This window comes from Terriglobia bacterium (assembly GCA_020072565.1).
GTDB lineage: Bacteria > Acidobacteriota > UBA6911 > UBA6911 > UBA6911 > JAFNAG01.
Genome location: JAIQGI010000012.1, coordinates 112,571 through 128,025, shown reverse-complemented (window position 1 = coordinate 128,025; position 15,455 = coordinate 112,571). Strand labels below are relative to the sequence as shown.

Here is a 15,455-nt window from a genome sequence, read left to right as displayed (position 1 = left end):
GTTGGCCGATGATGGACGCGGACGGGAACTCTAAGACTTAAAAATCCAAGGGCGCAGGGAGGGTCACTTGACCGGCGATTCACCAAGTCGGGGGGCGGCATGCGCGAATCCGCGTTTCCTGTACAGCAGATGCTTGGCCGCCTCGGCAGCGAGAACGTAGAGCAGCATAATGACTGCCAGCACCGACAGAAACGACCACGGCAGCTGCTCGAACGCGAAAATCACGGCCAGCGGTGTCAGCGGGAGAACCAGCGTTAACGCCACAATCAACAGAGTGGCCATCAACAGCTGCTTCCCGGGCCGGCTCCGGAAGAATGGCTTGCGCGTACGGATGACGAGCACGATCACCGATGCTGAAACCACAGACTCCAGAAACCAGCCGGTCTGGAATTGACCGGGCGTGGCGTGCAGCAACCACGGAAGCACGCCAAAGGTAAGGTAGTCAAACACCGAGCTTACCGGACCGAAGACAAGCATGAATTTGCGGATGAATTTGAGGTCCCAGCGCCGGGGCTGGTCCACCCATTCGCGATCCACACTGTCGGTCGCAATGGTCATTTCCGGAAAGTCGGTCAGAAGATTTGTGAGCAGAATCTGCTTCGGCAGCAAGGGAAGGAAGGGCAGAGAGAGGGGGGCGCCGGCCATGCTGAACATGTTGCCGAAATTGGCGCTGGTGGTCATGAAGACATACTTGAGCGTGTTGGCGAACGTTACCCTCCCTTCACGCACGCCCTGGACCAGGACGCCCAGGTCCATTTCCAGCAGCACGATGTCGGCCGCCGCTTTGGCCACATCCACAGCTCCCTGAACCGAAATACCCACGTCGGCCGTATGGAGCGCCGAAGCATCATTGATCCCGTCACCCATGTACCCGACGACATGGCCCGCTTTCTTCAGGGCCAGGATGATGCGCTCCTTTTGGTTCGGCTCGACCTCGGCAAAGATCTGCACCTCGCTCACCCGCCGGAGCAAAGCCGGGTCACTCATTTCGCGAAGCTCGGGGCCGGTGACGATCTGCGCCCCGGTCAATCCCATCTGTTGACTGAGATTGGCTGCGACCAGATGGTTATCACCGGTAATGATCTTCAGCGCAATCCCGAGTTGCTCCAATTGGTGGATGGTATCGATGATTCCGGGTTTCGGGGGATCATGAAACACCAGGAATCCCAGAAACGTCATGTCAGTCTCGTTGTCTTTGGTGATGCGCGAGATGGATCCGACCGCCCGGTAAGCGATCCCGAGCGTGCGCAATCCCCGGCGGCAGAGCTCTTCGATTTGATGTCCTGGTTCATATGGCCGTGCGGCGGGAGAGGATTCTTCTCAAAGCAGGCCACTGAAAAACGCCGACGGACGCCGACTTCAATTTTTCCGCCATTCGGGAGGTCAGCGTCCGTCGGCGTTGTTCCGCGTCCTTCTTCCCTGCGTCAGTCCCTAATATACACCGAGTCAACTATGCCTACGATGACCGAAATGACGCAGGCATCCGGATTCCGCAGCACCTGGCGGGCGCCGTTCCCTTCCCGATTCACCAGGACGGTGTCGCCGATGCCCGCCTGTGTGCTGTCGAGGGCGATAAAATCCTCGTCGGGCGCCGCTTCTTGCAGACCGAGCGGCTGCACCACCAGCAAGCGCCGGTTCTTGTAGTCCCAGTGGCCGATGGTCGTCACCACAGTGCCAACAACTCTGCCCAGAATCATCGCAAGCTCTCAGGTGTACTGGTTCCAGCCGGGCCGCATGATCCAGTCGAACTCGTCGTCCGGGCGGACCGTGAGTTCGTCGACAACCCCGACCAGCGCCAGGTCGATGGGCACAAATTTCACGTCAGGCATTGCCAGAGCGGCTTCGCGCGACCTCACCATCACGCAAAGGTCACCGATGCCGGCATGAACCACATCCGCCGCCACTTGCAGCGATCCCAACGGCTCGAGTTTCTTGTTCAGCGGCTGGACCACGAGCAACTTCAGGCCCTCCGTTCCCGGGTATTTGATGGTGCAAACCGCCGTGCCTCTGACTTTGCCGAACAGCATAGGGTCTACTTCACTCCCGAACTGATGAGCACCCGCTTGATGATCACATCGAGCAGAGTCGAGTCCACCTGGGCGCCGAGGCGGGTGGTAACCGCGTCGCGAATGCGCTGTTGCAGTTCGATCTGCGCGGGCGCGCCGGCCGCATGACCGCCGCCCGGGGATGGAAGGGGAGACACTGCCGCAGCGGCAACAAGTGTGGTGGGGCTCTGGCCCCGTTTCTGAGAAATGTACGGCCGGACCGGAGCGCTGGGAGGGTTTTCAGGTTTGTCGCGCACCAGCTTCATTCCCACCGATCCGGCTTTCTCATAAGCCATCTCGGTGAGCACGACGTCATCGTTGAGTGCCAGCGACATGATGCCGCCCTTGAACATATCCTCGATGTCTTTTTCGGTATAGAACTGTTTAGGCATAAAGCGCTCCTATCCAAACCGCATCGTGCCGTGGCTCAGGCACCCTCACGGCCCTCCAGGCTTTCCAGTGCCTGGATGGCCGCATTTCTTGCCGTCAGGATTTCAGCTTCCGTGCCGGAGAGCCACATGCGGCCGAACCGCCCCACGGATGACACATGGACGAGCCGGATGCTCGCCGTTTTCTCCGCTTCGTTGCAGGCGAAGTTGATGTAGGCCGCCGGCGCACACTCCAGCACCAGCATCGTTTCACCAGGAACCAGCATGCTCCCCCGGCGAAAGCGGTTCAGCAGCTGAGCCTGATATGGGTCAATGCGGGTGATCACCTGAGTGGAAACCACCACCGGCCGCATGCGATCTTCGAGGCGCAGGCCAAGACGGGCGAGGACCACGCTGCCCGCTTCAATGACGGCTGCCTGGTTGGGCGAGTGCACCTCGAACATGCCGAACTCGCGCTCGACGATCTGGGCGCCCGGCCTGGCTTCCGTTGCCTTCACGGCGATGTCGACCACGCGGAAGACTTCGTTGCCGGGAGACATTTCGACATACAGGGCAGCCATGCCTTCGGTCGGCAGATCACCCTGAGTGACCGTACCAATAAAGGCGGCAAACTGGGGCTGCATCCGGTCCAGATAGCAATAACAGCGCAGCGAAAAAGCGTCACTCATTATGGTCTCCAACGATAGGCGCCGGCGGCGCAGTCTTATCGGGCCTGGTCGTGAAGCGCCATGCCCAGCGGCGTGACGAACAACGGATTGGGCGGCACTTCTGTCGCGATCCGGGTGTAGTCGCCGACGACATCCGCCATCCCCAGGAACGACGAGCTGCCGCCGACCAGGGTGATGGATCCTGCATTCCAGTCCTTTACGTGGCGGAGCGTGATGCTCGCCACTCTTTCCATCACGGGACGCACCAGCGGCAGCAGGCGGGGCTGCTCTCTCGCCGTGACCTTGAGCGCTTCGGCTTCCTCGAAGCTGATATTGAGCGCACCGGCAATCACCAGGGAGAAGTGCGTGCCACCGGTAGGCTCATCCGCCGTGTAGACCACGCGTCCCTCCCGCACAACCGCAATGCCCGTCGTGCCGCCGCCCACGTCGACGATCGCACCTTCGCGGAGAAGGAGCACATTGTTCGCGGCCGTCGGCTCGTCGATGGAGCCCGTGCAATCCATCCCCGCGGCTTCGATCACGTGCGCCTTGGCCCGCGCCTCGACGGGCGGCACTCCGGGCGGAAAGCCGCCGGCAGCATGAGTCAGCTCCCGGCCCAGGCGCCGCTCCACGCGTTTTTTCATGCCCCTCAGCAGTTCGGTCGCGCCAATAAAGTCGACCACGAGACCGTCGCGCACCACCTGGGCAAACTGCCATTCACCGGCCAGCGGGATACCATCCTCAGCCAGTACGGCGAGCACCAGGTAGGCGGTGCCCAGATCGACGCCCACACGCAGCTTCCGGCCCGGATCGATCCTCAAAGGCGGAGCCGTCTCCGAGAGTCGCCTGGGCAGGATTGCAGCTTCCGCCCGGGCCAGATACTCGTCGCGGCTCATTCCGATCGGCGAGCGTCCGTTCTTGATTCCCATTTTTGCCCCTTACGGCCCGACGCCGGGCAGGTCGCAGTTGAAAGACGCGACTTGCGCTCCATCTGATCAGCACACACGTGCCGACTTCCGGCGTCCGTATTTCGTCCGGAGGCTTCCCGGACACAGGCTATTTGCCTTCCGGAGAACGCCCGCCGAAGTTGCCCTTGCTGCTCTTCGGCAGAATCATCTCGACATCGGCATGCGGCCTGGGAATGACGTGGACTGAGGCCAGCTCGCCCACCCGCTTCGCGGCTGCCGCGCCGGCATCGGTAGCCGCTTTGACGGCGCCGACATCTCCGCGCACCATCACGGTCACGTAGCCGCCCCCCACATATTCCGAGCCGATCAGAACCACGTTGGCAGCCTTTACCATGGCATCGGCGGCTTCGATGGCGCCGACCAGACCGCGCGTCTCCACCATTCCAAGAGCGATCAAAGAACTGTCTAAAGCCATTTTCTCCTTCCTTTCTCCTCTGCATTCTCATTCATCAAGACATCGTCTCGACGAGGGCCTTGGAGTGCGGAGCCGGCTTGCGTTCTACATCGACCCCCTCGCCGAAGCAGCAGCAGGCTGCCGCACTCCAAAGTTCTTTGCGATTCAGGGTGCTCAGACATACCGTGTGCTTTCCAGAATCTCACCGACAGCCTGGCGGACGACCCGCTCAATTTCCCCTGCCGAAGGCCCGGCGGGAACTTCACCGGGCGAAAACGCCGCCAGCGGCGGAGCCACCGTCTCGTATGCCAGCCGCTTGATATTGATCAGGTGCGAAGCGGTGATGTTGTCGCCCGTGATTGCGCCCCCCAAGCCGCCGGGACCGAGGGTCAACGACGGCATCACGCCGGTGGTCAACCCGATTGCGCCCAGGGTGCCCATGGTGTTCACCAGGATGCGGAAAACCGGTTTTTCCAGGCCGAAGGCCATGATGATGCGGTCATCGTTGGCGTAGATGATCTGGGTGTGGCCGCGGCCTCCGCTTTCAATAATGGCAATGGAATTCTCGCAGCCTCGCTCCCAACCGTCGGCCACATACCATCCGAGGACGGTGGTCAGCTTCTCCTGGGAAAGCGGTTCCGCCTTGCCGACTTTCTTGAGCGGTGTTACCAGAATGCGCGTGTCGGCTGGAATTGTCAGGCCGGCGTAACCAGCAACATACGCAGCCGGTTTCCCGACCACGGCCGTGTTGACGGTGCCGTCCGCGTGGAATACCGCGTCGCGCAAGGCGCCGGTTTCCTGTTCGTCTGTAAAATAGGCGCCTTCTGCCCGCATCAGATCGGCGAACCGGCCGGCGATGGGCTGGTCGGCAATCACAGATTGTTCGGTGGCACAGATCGTGGAGCAGTCGAAGGCCTTGGAGGCGACAATATAACGGGCGGCCTTTTCGATATCCGCGCTCCGGTCCACGTAGACCGGCACGTTCCCCGGTCCGACGCCGTAGGCCGGCTTACCCGTGGAATGAGCGGCACGCACCATGGGAGTGCCACCGGTTGCCAGGATCACCGCAGTGTGTTTGTGACTCATCAACTCCTGCGTGCCCTGCAACGAGATTTGCTGCATACATCCGATCAATCCCCCGGGTGCACCGGCTTTTTCGGCCGCTACCGCCATGGTGTGCACCGCATCGTGCGTGCAGCGAGCCGCCGCCGGATGGGGGGAAATGACGATCGCATTGCGCGCCTTGACGGCGATCAGTACCTTGTTGAAGGCCGTCGAAGTGGGATTGGTGGAGGGCACCAATCCGGCCACTACTCCCATCGGGCAGGCGATTTCGTAGAGGCGGCGGCCGGGATCATGGCGCATCACGCCCACGGTTTTCAAATCGCGGATGCTTTCCCAGATCAGGCGCGAGCCGAACTCGTTTTTCAGTTTTTTATGGGCAGCGACGCCGTATCCGGTTTCTTCCTGCGCCAGGCGTCCGAGCCGTTCGGATGCCTGATAGCCGGCTTCCGCCATGGCTCCGCAGACGCGATCGACCTCTGCCTGCGACGCCTGCCTCCAGGCCTTCCAGGCCTCATGCGCGGCGTTTGCCAGATCGCGCGCCTCTTGGATTGAGGAAAGGTCCTTGTCGAGCATCATGTTATTCTGGAAATCCGCACTCACGCTTTTCGAAACACTATGGCTCCATCCACTTCCAGTGAATCTATGACGGACATGATCACTGCATCCACGGGGGTGTCTTTGGTAATGGCCGTCTGCCGGGCGGAGGAACCGGCACAGGTAAGCACCAGGTCGCCGGCGCCCGCATCTACGGTGTCGACCGCCACGTAAGGCTTCCCGACCGGGTTGCCGCTTTCATCTGTCTGCCGGACAATAAGCAGTTTGCGGCCCACCAGTTTCTCGTCTTTGATCGTTGAGACCGTCGTTCCCACCACCTTGGCGATCAACATGGTTGTACTCCCGGGACTAATAAGTCTTGCCGGCAGGCGCTGCTGCGGCTTTCTCGCCGCCGGGGCCTTGTATGATCTTCACCCCGGCGCTGGCACCGATGCGCGTCGCTCCGGCCTTGATCATGCTTTCAGCGTCCGCATAGGTGCGGACGCCACCCGCTGCTTTCACACCCATCTCCGGTCCCACTACCCGCCGCATGAGCGCCACGTCGTGCACCGTCGCGCCGCCACCGGCAAAACCGGTGGAGGTCTTTACAAAATCCGCCCCGGCTTCTTTCGAGAGCAGACAGGCGATCGTCTTTTCCTCGTCGTTCAGGAGGACAGCTTCAATGATGACCTTGACGATGGCCCCGCGGGCGTGAGCCGCTGCCACGACCCCCCGGATGTCCTTTGCGACCAGTTCCAGGTCGCCCGCTTTCAGCGCGCCGATATTGATGACCATGTCGATTTCGGTGGCGCCGTGTTCGAGAGCGTTCTGGCATTCAAAAGCCTTGACCTCAGGCGCCGTCGCTCCCAGCGGAAACCCGATCACCGTGCAGACCTTCACCGGAGACCCCTGAAGCAGCTGGGCGCACAGTTTCACCCAGGCAGGATTGATGCACACCGAGGCAAAACCGTACTTGCGCGCCTCGAAGCAGAGCTGGGCAATCTGGTCCGGGGTCGCATCGGGCTTGAGCAATGTGTGATCGATCGTCTTCGCCAGGCCCATGTCCTGGGGAATCACCCCGATGGTGGAGGACAGCCGCTCCGCGCCTGCGCTGACCACTCTCCCGGCGCGATCGAAGCAGGTCCGGACGCACATGCCTTCGGCACAGCTGAACTTGCACTGGTCGCACTCGGGCGCCGCCGCCCTTTCTTTCTGCTCCATCATCGCGACCAGCACTTCGCGGGCGATCACTTCGACGAGTTGTTCCGTGGTCTTGAGGTCCGGAATCATGGGACGTCCTCTACTTTAGATAAAGCTTCTCGATCGCCACGATCTTGTCGACGCGCCGCGCGTGGCGTCCGCCGCCGAAGACGGTGGAAAGCCAGGTTTGCACGATCTGTTTGGCGAGGTTCACTCCGAGCAGCCCGGCACCGAGTGTCAGTACGTTGGTATCATTGTGTTCGCGGCTGTTCACCGCGGAGGAGTGGTCGTAGGCCATGCCCGCGCGCACGCCGGGGATCTTGTTGGCTACGATGCAACTGCCGATACCGGCCCCGTCGATGATGATCCCGCGCCAGGCTTTGCCTGCGCTGACCAGGTTGGCAACCTCGTGCGCAATATCAGGGTAATCCACGGCGTCCTTGCTGTGGGTGCCGACGTCGACGACATCGAATCCCAACCCGGGCAGTTCTGCCTTGAGAATCTCCTTGAGTTCAAAGCCGCCATGGTCCGCTCCGATCGCCACTACGTTACGGTCCCGGGGTTGGGATTCGATCGGGGCTTGGGGTTGAGCTTGAGCGGAGCTGCCGGCAGGTTTCGTGGTTTGGCGGGAAAGACCGAGTGCCTGGTCTAGCACCCGCTGCACGATCCGGTGGATTTCTGGATCAGCGCTGTCGTTCATGGCGCCCCTTTATGGTCATTTGGTCATGACCACATGACCACTCTACATCACTATATAGGTAGTGTCAACAGAATTCTTCTGCCAAAAGATCAGTGAAAAGCAAGAGGTGAGCGCAAAGGGCTTGGAGGGTTCGGGTTCCGACTGAGATTGCTCCGCGGCTTCTATCGGGTCAGTTTGGCGAAGTAGCGATAACGGTCGCCGCGATAGAGGATTCGGACAAATTCGATCACGCGCCGGTACTGCGAATAGGTGGTGCGCTCGCTGAGAAGCAATGGGCTGCCAGGTTCTATCTGCAGAAGGAACGCTTCGCGGGGCGTCGCCGAGGCAACTTCAAGAGTTTCGTCTGCTTCCGTCGGGATCAGGTGAAATTTCTCCTGGAGGATCCTATAAGTCGATCCATATTCATCCAGTTCCTGGCGCGTGATGGTCTCCCCCTCGGGCAGCACATAGTAGGAAGTCTGCAGACCCATGGGCGCGCCGTCACCCAATCGCAAGCGCTCGATGCACAGGACTCTTTCGAAATCCGGCGGCAGCTCCAGGTGGCAGCAGACATCACCGGGAGGCTTGACATATCCGATTTCCAGTATTTTCTGCCCGGGAACGATGCCGCGTCTCTTCATGTCCTCGGTGAAGCTGGTAAGTTCGGAAATCCCCTTTTGCAGCTTCTGCGGTGAGACAAAGGTTCCCCGGCCATGCTCGCGATAGAGAAAGCCCTGCCGGACCAGGAGGTCTATAGCTTGCCGGATCGTCGTCCGGCTGACGGAGAAATCCTTTTCCAGCTGCCGCTCGGAGGGAATGGGCTCGCGCGCCGGCAGTTCCCCTTTCGCGATCCGTTCGCGCAGGATGTTCGCGAGCTGGTAGTATCTGGGTAGAAAATCGTTGGGATCAACAATATCTGGCATTAGTACCTGACCCACCTCCGTATGACATCATGTGGTAATTACCATATTATTCTACACTTCATCGTCAACGTCAAGATCAGGTTTCGATTCGCTGCGCTCGATGAACCGGCCTCGCCCTGTCGTGCCGAACCACTCTTGTTTATGTACCACCACCTCGCCTCGTGACAGGACTGTTTCCGCATTTCCCCTGACCTCGAATCCCTCAAACATGGAGTAATCCACACGCATGTGATGGGTGCGCGCAGAGATCGTGTACGCCTGACGGGGGTCCCAGATGACGATGTCCGCATCGCTCCCCACGGCGATGGCACCTTTGCGCGGGTAGAGCCCGAAGATCTTTGCCGGCGCCGTCGACGTGATTTCCACCCAACGATTCAGAGTGATGCGCCCCTGGTTCACACCATAATGATGAAGCAGCTGCAGGCGATGCTCGATGCCGGGACCGCCGTTGGGAATCTTGGCGAAGCTCGCGCGTGCACCCGCCACTTTCTCCCGGAAAAAAACCGGACAGTGGTCAGTGGCGACAGTCTGCAGGGTGTTCTGGCGGAGTCCTTCCCACAGTTTGTCCTGATGCCATTTTTCGCGTGGGGGCGGCGAGAACACATACTTTGCGCCCTCGAAGCCCGGCCGGTCGAGGTCTTCGATCGAGAGCAGCAGATATTGCGGGCAGGTTTCTGCAAACACCGGATGCGCGCGAGCGCGGGCGGCGACGATGCTCTCCAGCGCAGGGGCGGATGACAGGTGGACAATATAGACGCGCGCGCCCGCCATCTCTGCCAGCGCGATCGCCCGGTTCACGGCCTCGGCTTCAGCGCCGGCGGGCCTCGTGAGTGCATGATGCCGGGGCGCTGTCCTCCCGGCAACGATCGCCTCCCGCACCAGCAACTCGATGACATCACCATTCTCTGCGTGAATACAGACCAGGCCGCCGTTTTTTATCGTCTGCCGCATGGCGCGAAAGATCGTGCCGTCATCCACCATCAGCAGATCCGGATAGGCCATGAACAGCTTGAAGCTGGTCACACCGGCGCGCACCATCTGGTCCAAGTCCCCCAGATGCGCTTCGGGCAGATCGGTGACAATCATGTGGAGGCCGTAGTCAACGGTCGCCTTCTCCCCCTTCCGCAGCCACATGTCGAGGGCAGTGCGCATCCTCATTCCCCTCGATTGGATGGCGAAGTCGATGAGGCAGGTGGTCCCGCCGAAAGCAGCCGCGCGCGTGCCGGTTTCAAAATCATCGCTCGAGACCGTGCCGCCGATGGGCATGTCCAGGTGGGTGTGGACATCCACGCCGCCGGGTATCAGGTACTTTCCCGTTGCATCGATGACTCTGTCGGCCTGAACCCTGAGGTTCGCCCCAATGGCCGAGATTACTTCCTTCTCGATGTAAATGTCGGCCATGTAGTCCCGATCCGCTGTGACAACGCGCCCATTCCGGAGGATGATGGACATTTCAGCCCTTGAATCTCAACTGATGCCAAAACTGCCACTCAGACACTGCCGGCAAAAAGCAACTACGAATGACAATAACCCGGATCATTCCTGAGTGAATGGCAAAAATAGATCGCGGGACGCCGAAAAACGCAGACGGACGCCGACGGTCTTGATCTGGTCTGCGTGCAGGAGCTTTTGCCCGCGTCCAACGGCGGCCAATTCCCTCTTTTTTCTGCTTGCCGTCCCACTTCATGAATAGTTCATGCCAAGCCCAAAGAGCGCTCCGTTTTCAATCGCCCCTGACCAGGCGGCGGGCGATGCGGTTGTGCCGCTCGATCACCGGCAGCAGGTCGACGGTCAGCAGGTTGCCGTCTTCCACGATCAGTTTGCCATTGACGATGGATAGATCGACGCGCTGCGGCGTGCAGAACACCAGCGCCGCCATCGGGTCGTGCTGCGCCCCGGCAAAATCGAGCCGGTTCAGGCGGAAGCCGATCAAGTCGGCCGCCTTGCCCGGCGCCAGTTGGCCGATATCGTCGCGGCCCAGCACGCGCGCGCCCCCGACCGTGGCCAGCCAGAGGGCTTCGCCGGCCGAAAGGGCCGCCGGATTTCCTGACACACGCTGCAGCAGCAGCGCCATGCGCGCCTCGGCAAGGAGGTGGGATGAGTCATTGCTGGCAGATCCATCCACTCCCAATCCCAGGCGGACTCCGGCATCCATATACTCACGAACCGGGGCGATTCCCGATGCCAGGCGCATGTTGGAACTGGGGCAGTGACACACGCCTGTGCCGGTGCGCGCCAACAGCGCGATCTCCGACTGGTTGACATGGACTCCATGTGCGTACCAGACATCGTTTCCGACCCAACCCAGGTTCTCGGCATACGGCACGGGCCGGTGCCCGAACTTGCCCAGGCAAAACCGCTCCTCGTCCTTCGTCTCCGCCAGGTGAGTGTGCAGGTGCACGCCGTAGGAGCGCGCCAGAAGAGCTGCTTCCCGCATCAGATCGGGGGTTACCGAAAAAGGGGAACACGGGGCGACGACGATCCGCAGCATCGCATTCGGCCTGGAGTCGTGATACGTCTCGATGGCCCGGCGCGTGTCCGCGAGAATAAAATCCTCGTCCTCCACCACGCGATCCGGAGGCAGCCCGCCCTTGCTCTGCCCGAGGCTCATCGATCCACGGCTGGCATGGAAACGTATGCCGAGCGCTTGCGCGGCCTGGATTTCGTCGTCGATGCGGCAGCCGTTCGGGTAGATATACAGGTGATCAGAGGCGGTGGTGCAGCCGGACAGGATCAATTCACCCAGGCCAACCAGCGCACTGGTATGGATGGCCTCCGGGGTCAATCGGGCCCAGATGGGGTAAAGGGTAGCAAGCCACTCGAAAAGGGTTGCGTCCTGAGCTGCCGGAACTGCCCGGGTCAGGGTCTGACAGAGATGGTGATGAGTATTCACCAATCCCGGCAGGAGGATCATCCCTTGGGCGTTGATCACGCGGTCAGCCTCAACCGCCAGCTCTGTCGTCGGCCCGACCTGCTCGATGATGTTGTCGCGCAGAAACAAGCCGCCATCGGAAATGCAGCGGCGGTTTGCATCCATCGTGACCAGCAGCTCAGCGTGTCTCACAAGCAGCGACGGCATGGCCTTTTCTCCTCGACTACGGGGCTTCGGACAACAGGAAACTATTTCAAACCACCAACCGTCAAATCTTCGCCTATTGGGCAAGAATCTGAACGTCTCAGCGCCATGTCCGCAGCCCGAACTTGGGCGCAACCGAACGGGTCCGCGAAACAGGTGAAAAACAAGGAATCGGACTCGTCTTTTTTGCGTATTTCGCAGCTAAAACAGGAACGGCAGCGTGCCGATCACGCCTTGAGCGATCACGTACATTTCTGCAGGCTCATCCAGCGCCAGGTCTCCGCGAAATTGCTTCCTCAATGCCATGCTCATGATGCGAAATTCGGCGCGCGAGATGACCAGCTGCAGCAGATCGCTTTCGTAGATCATCTCGCCGCCGGCGCTTCGCATGGCGAGCTGCGACTGCCTGCCCCGCTCGCATCTTCTGATGATCCATCCCCCCTTGTTGTTTTCGACGTAGAAAGCGTTGAGGCTCTCCCTTTCAAAATCGTCGGCGTTGAGAAAGAGCCGGGGTTTCTCTTCGTGGGGCCTGCCCTTGTGAACGCAAAAGGTCGCGCAGTTGCCGCAGTTGTTGCACAGGTCATGCAGATGAATGATCTGTCTGGATTGGCCCACCTGGAAAACGGTCTCTCCTGTTATTACCAGCACGTCTTGCCGGCAGGAGAGCCTGGGCAACTCCAGGCGCACGGGCGAAACGTGGTAGGTACGGTTGGCCCGATTCGGACAGACTTCCACGCACTTGTCGCAAACAGTCGAGCACTGCAGGCAGCGCACCGCTTCTCTGCGCGCTGCCTCTTCGCTCAGCGTTGCTTCAATCAGGTCAAAGCCGCCGCGTTGGCCGGGGGGCACCCTCGCGGCCCTGTGCTGCGCTTCTCTTCGGGCGCGCACGCCCTTGACGTCCAGAATTTCCTTTTCGGAAAGCCGCGCCGGAACGGAGGGCCATTGCCGGAACTCAATCCCGAATTCCGTGCAGATGGCCTCAGCCGCTCGCCGTCCATCGGCGCAAGCGGCAACGATGCTTGCCGGCCCGGCGACAACGTCTCCGCCCGCATAGACGTGAGGCACCCCTGCCAGGCCGGTTGCCGGGCTGATCTTTATGGATCCCTCTTTGCGAAGGCGAACAGCGCTTCCGTTGAGAAAGGTGAGATCGGCGCTCTGGCCGACTGCCACGATGATCGAGTCGGCTGCAATTTGGAATTCGCTCCCTTCAATCGGGATTGGGCGTCTGCGCCCGTCCGGGCCCGGCTTGCCCAGTCTGTTTCGGATGCAATCCAGGGCGGCCACCCGGCCGCCGCGCAGGACCACTCGGATCGGGGACACCAACTCCTGCAGGTGGATGCCTTCTTCGAACGCTCCCTCTATGTCCTCTTCGCCGGCGGGCATCTCCTTTCTGGTCCGCCGATAAACGACGGTCACCGGATGGCCCGTCAGCCGTTGGGCCGTGCGCGCGGCATCCATGGCAGTGTTGCCGCCGCCGATAACCAGGACCCTTGCCCCCAATTCCAAATCATTTCCGCGCCGCGTCTGCTCCAGGAAGTCGAGAGCCGCGACGACGCCCTTCCCTTCGATTCCCTCGATGCGCAACGGCGCATCCTTCTGAAACCCGCTCGCGATGTAGACGGCGTCAAAGCCATCCTTCAACAATCTCTCGGGTGGATGAGTTATCGGGCGGGAGATCTCGATCGCGACGCCCATGCGCACGATCCGCTCCACATCCTCCTGGATGATAGCCCGGGGCAGTCGGAAAGCCGGCGCAAGGCGCATCATTCCACCCAAAACGTTTCTGGCCTCAAAAATGGTGGCTTGAATTCCGCTGAGCGCGAGGAAATACGCGACAGAGAGTCCCGACGGCCCGCCGCCGATAATGGCGACCCTGCGGCCGAGCTTATCCCTCCCGGGCGGGGCGACCCGTCCCTTTTCGACAGCAAACCTCTTGAGATCACGGATGCCCACGGGTTCGTCGTAATTGCTCGCAGAGCGGGTGCAGCATGTCCGGCAGAGCTGCGTACAGATATAACCGGTCACACCCGGCAGCGGGTTGCGCGCCAGCACCACCGCGAGCGCGCGGTCATATTCTCCCTGAGCAATGAGCCGGGCATATTCAGGCACATCCTGGCGCACAGCGCATTGCTCCACGCAGGGCGCAGCGATGCAGTCAAAAAGTCCCAGGCCGGAGTCAACTCTGGGCAGTCCGTGGAGATAATAGCTCTTGTGATAGCGCGGATTCACGAGCGCCTCCGCTGCTGCCTGCTCGAGATTCGCCAGCTTGTTGCGCGCCAACTCATCCAGGCTTGCGACTCCTCGATCACGCATTTCGGCCGCCAGGTTTCCCAGGTATTGCAGGAATCTTGCGTAGCCGCCGGGCTTGAGCAAATCAGTTGCCGCCGTAACGGGGCGGGCGCCACAAGCGAGGAGGGCGCTGACATTGAGCGCATCTGCCCCACCGGAGTAGGAGACATTCAAGTCGCCGTTGAACTCCCGGACCAGTTTGCGGAAGAGGTTGATAGTCAGAGGATAAAGCGCACGGCCCGACAGGTACATTTCTTTGCCGGGCAGCCTCCCTTTGTGGTTTACGGCTGCCAGGGTGTTGCTCAGCTTGACGCCAAAGGTCAGCTTGAGGCCGGCTGCCTGCCGCTGGAGCGATTTGATGAGTTCCACTGCCCGGTCATATCGCAGATCGTGCCTGAACACGGCATCCGGAACCTGAATCTCACGAAAGCCGAGGTCTTCGTGAAGTATGCCCAAGACTCTTCTCTTGCCGAGCAGGGTGGGATTCAGTTTGACCGTTGTGTGCAAACCCCTCTCATCCAGCAGATAGCGGACGATGCGTTCGATTTCCTCCGGCGGGCAGGCGTGCATGGTGGACAGAGTGACGCTGTCGGAAATTTGAGACGGGATCTCAATGTCGGCGAACTGCGGGAAACGCGCGCGCAATACCGCACGGATCGCGTCCAGTTCTGCAGACGCATCCTTCATCCGGTCCAGAAATCGAGTCATCGGCTCTCCCTTAATGCCCTCCAGGTCATAGCCGATGCTCATGTTGAATATCGTTCCCGGCGGAACCCGGTTCTCAAAGCCGAGCAGTCGATGCAGAATGTGAGTCAACACCCAGGCCTTGATGTACTCATCGGCCGACTGGTCCAGCTTAAGTTCCTGCGACCATTCGACGTTGTATCCTTCGTCCTCCATGTCGATGCACGGTCGTGGGATCACAAGTTCGTCCCTGACCTGGACGGTCTTGAGTTCGATGAAGCGGCCACCGCAAAGCCACGCCGAGACGATGTTCTGGGCCAGCTGAGTGTGCGGCCCCGCCGCCGGGCCGATTGGAGTCGAGAGGTGATGCCCGCAGCAATCTGAAACCGCATAGGGGGCATCCTGTCGAGGCTCGTAAAAGAGAGAACGATGAATCCCGAAAATGGATTCCCGTTGCTCGAGTTCTCTCAGAATCCAATCAAGAATGACTTCAAAGGGGAGGGCTTTCATATTTCGTTTCAGGCGATCTTGTCCGCTTCCAACATGATCTCAAGCACACCGA

The 15,455-nt window shown here is 60.6% G+C and carries 15 protein-coding genes; all 15 read right to left on the bottom strand.

From position 1 onward, the window contains the following. Positions 1–63: 63 nt before the first annotated feature. Positions 64–1,179: an HAD-IC family P-type ATPase gene (locus LAP85_09545; GenBank protein MBZ5496635.1), complete on the bottom strand. Its 1,116-nt coding sequence runs from the start codon at positions 1,177–1,179 to the stop codon at positions 64–66. Positions 1,180–1,424: 245 nt separating this feature from the next. Next, on the bottom strand, positions 1,425–1,697 hold the full coding sequence (locus LAP85_09540; GenBank protein MBZ5496634.1) for a EutN/CcmL family microcompartment protein: 273 nt from the start codon (positions 1,695–1,697) through the stop codon (positions 1,425–1,427). A gap of 9 nt (positions 1,698–1,706) precedes the next feature. Next, positions 1,707–2,027 carry a EutN/CcmL family microcompartment protein gene (locus LAP85_09535; GenBank protein ID MBZ5496633.1) on the bottom strand — a complete coding sequence of 107 codons (321 nt, stop codon included), beginning with the start codon at positions 2,025–2,027 and terminating at the stop codon, positions 1,707–1,709. 5 nt (positions 2,028–2,032) lie between these two features. After that, the gene (locus LAP85_09530; GenBank protein MBZ5496632.1) at positions 2,033–2,437 is read right to left on the bottom strand and encodes a hypothetical protein; all 405 of its coding nucleotides are present in this window, start codon (positions 2,435–2,437) and stop codon (positions 2,033–2,035) included. Positions 2,438–2,472: 35 nt separating this feature from the next. Continuing rightward, positions 2,473–3,102, bottom strand: a complete 630-nt coding sequence (locus LAP85_09525) for a hypothetical protein (protein MBZ5496631.1) — start codon at positions 3,100–3,102, stop codon at positions 2,473–2,475. Positions 3,103–3,137: 35 nt separating this feature from the next. Then, positions 3,138–3,977 carry an ethanolamine utilization protein EutJ gene (eutJ, locus tag LAP85_09520; protein MBZ5496630.1) on the bottom strand — a complete coding sequence of 280 codons (840 nt, stop codon included), beginning with the start codon at positions 3,975–3,977 and terminating at the stop codon, positions 3,138–3,140. A 160-nt stretch (positions 3,978–4,137) separates the two neighbouring features. Continuing rightward, a complete protein-coding gene (eutM, locus tag LAP85_09515; GenBank protein ID MBZ5496629.1) occupies positions 4,138–4,464 on the bottom strand; it encodes an ethanolamine utilization microcompartment protein EutM in 327 nt (108 codons plus the stop codon). A gap of 153 nt (positions 4,465–4,617) precedes the next feature. After that, the gene (locus tag LAP85_09510; protein ID MBZ5496628.1) at positions 4,618–6,084 is read right to left on the bottom strand and encodes an aldehyde dehydrogenase family protein; all 1,467 of its coding nucleotides are present in this window, start codon (positions 6,082–6,084) and stop codon (positions 4,618–4,620) included. A 20-nt stretch (positions 6,085–6,104) separates the two neighbouring features. After that, a complete protein-coding gene (locus LAP85_09505) occupies positions 6,105–6,395 on the bottom strand; it encodes a EutN/CcmL family microcompartment protein (GenBank protein MBZ5496627.1) in 291 nt (96 codons plus the stop codon). Between the two features lie 16 nt (positions 6,396–6,411). Beyond that, on the bottom strand, positions 6,412–7,104 hold the full coding sequence (gene deoC / locus LAP85_09500) for a deoxyribose-phosphate aldolase (GenBank protein MBZ5496626.1): 693 nt from the start codon (positions 7,102–7,104) through the stop codon (positions 6,412–6,414). 238 nt (positions 7,105–7,342) lie between these two features. Continuing rightward, positions 7,343–7,942 carry a ribose 5-phosphate isomerase B gene (gene rpiB, locus LAP85_09495; GenBank protein ID MBZ5496625.1) on the bottom strand — a complete coding sequence of 200 codons (600 nt, stop codon included), beginning with the start codon at positions 7,940–7,942 and terminating at the stop codon, positions 7,343–7,345. A 161-nt stretch (positions 7,943–8,103) separates the two neighbouring features. Then, on the bottom strand, positions 8,104–8,844 hold the full coding sequence (locus LAP85_09490; protein MBZ5496624.1) for a GntR family transcriptional regulator: 741 nt from the start codon (positions 8,842–8,844) through the stop codon (positions 8,104–8,106). Positions 8,845–8,895: 51 nt separating this feature from the next. Beyond that, complete coding sequence (hydA, locus tag LAP85_09485; protein MBZ5496623.1) at positions 8,896–10,296, bottom strand: dihydropyrimidinase; 1,401 nt, start codon at positions 10,294–10,296, stop codon at positions 8,896–8,898. A 271-nt stretch (positions 10,297–10,567) separates the two neighbouring features. Then, positions 10,568–11,923 carry an 8-oxoguanine deaminase gene (locus tag LAP85_09480; protein MBZ5496622.1) on the bottom strand — a complete coding sequence of 452 codons (1,356 nt, stop codon included), beginning with the start codon at positions 11,921–11,923 and terminating at the stop codon, positions 10,568–10,570. A 198-nt stretch (positions 11,924–12,121) separates the two neighbouring features. Next, the gene (gene ygfK / locus LAP85_09475; GenBank protein MBZ5496621.1) at positions 12,122–15,415 is read right to left on the bottom strand and encodes a putative selenate reductase subunit YgfK; all 3,294 of its coding nucleotides are present in this window, start codon (positions 15,413–15,415) and stop codon (positions 12,122–12,124) included. Positions 15,416–15,455 lie beyond the last annotated feature (40 nt).

What these genes read in the sequence shown, in the direction of transcription:
- LAP85_09505 (MBZ5496627.1), bottom strand. Translation starts at nt 6,395, where the DNA reads ATGTTGATCGCCAAGGTGGTGGGAACGACGGTCTCAACGATCAAAGAC.
- LAP85_09480 (MBZ5496622.1), bottom strand. Translation starts at nt 11,923, where the DNA reads ATGCCGTCGCTGCTTGTGAGACACGCTGAGCTGCTGGTCACGATGGAT.
- eutJ (MBZ5496630.1), bottom strand. Translation starts at nt 3,977, where the DNA reads ATGAGCCGCGACGAGTATCTGGCCCGGGCGGAAGCTGCAATCCTGCCC.
- LAP85_09530 (MBZ5496632.1), bottom strand. Translation starts at nt 2,437, where the DNA reads ATGCCTAAACAGTTCTATACCGAAAAAGACATCGAGGATATGTTCAAG.
- LAP85_09510 (MBZ5496628.1), bottom strand. Translation starts at nt 6,084, where the DNA reads ATGATGCTCGACAAGGACCTTTCCTCAATCCAAGAGGCGCGCGATCTG.
- eutM (MBZ5496629.1), bottom strand. Translation starts at nt 4,464, where the DNA reads ATGGCTTTAGACAGTTCTTTGATCGCTCTTGGAATGGTGGAGACGCGC.
- LAP85_09525 (MBZ5496631.1), bottom strand. Translation starts at nt 3,102, where the DNA reads ATGAGTGACGCTTTTTCGCTGCGCTGTTATTGCTATCTGGACCGGATG.
- LAP85_09535 (MBZ5496633.1), bottom strand. Translation starts at nt 2,027, where the DNA reads ATGCTGTTCGGCAAAGTCAGAGGCACGGCGGTTTGCACCATCAAATAC.
- LAP85_09540 (MBZ5496634.1), bottom strand. Translation starts at nt 1,697, where the DNA reads ATGATTCTGGGCAGAGTTGTTGGCACTGTGGTGACGACCATCGGCCAC.
- hydA (MBZ5496623.1), bottom strand. Translation starts at nt 10,296, where the DNA reads ATGTCCATCATCCTCCGGAATGGGCGCGTTGTCACAGCGGATCGGGAC.
- deoC (MBZ5496626.1), bottom strand. Translation starts at nt 7,104, where the DNA reads ATGGGCCTGGCGAAGACGATCGATCACACATTGCTCAAGCCCGATGCG.
- LAP85_09490 (MBZ5496624.1), bottom strand. Translation starts at nt 8,844, where the DNA reads ATGCCAGATATTGTTGATCCCAACGATTTTCTACCCAGATACTACCAG.
- rpiB (MBZ5496625.1), bottom strand. Translation starts at nt 7,942, where the DNA reads ATGAACGACAGCGCTGATCCAGAAATCCACCGGATCGTGCAGCGGGTG.
- LAP85_09545 (MBZ5496635.1), bottom strand. Translation starts at nt 1,179, where the DNA reads ATGACGTTTCTGGGATTCCTGGTGTTTCATGATCCCCCGAAACCCGGA.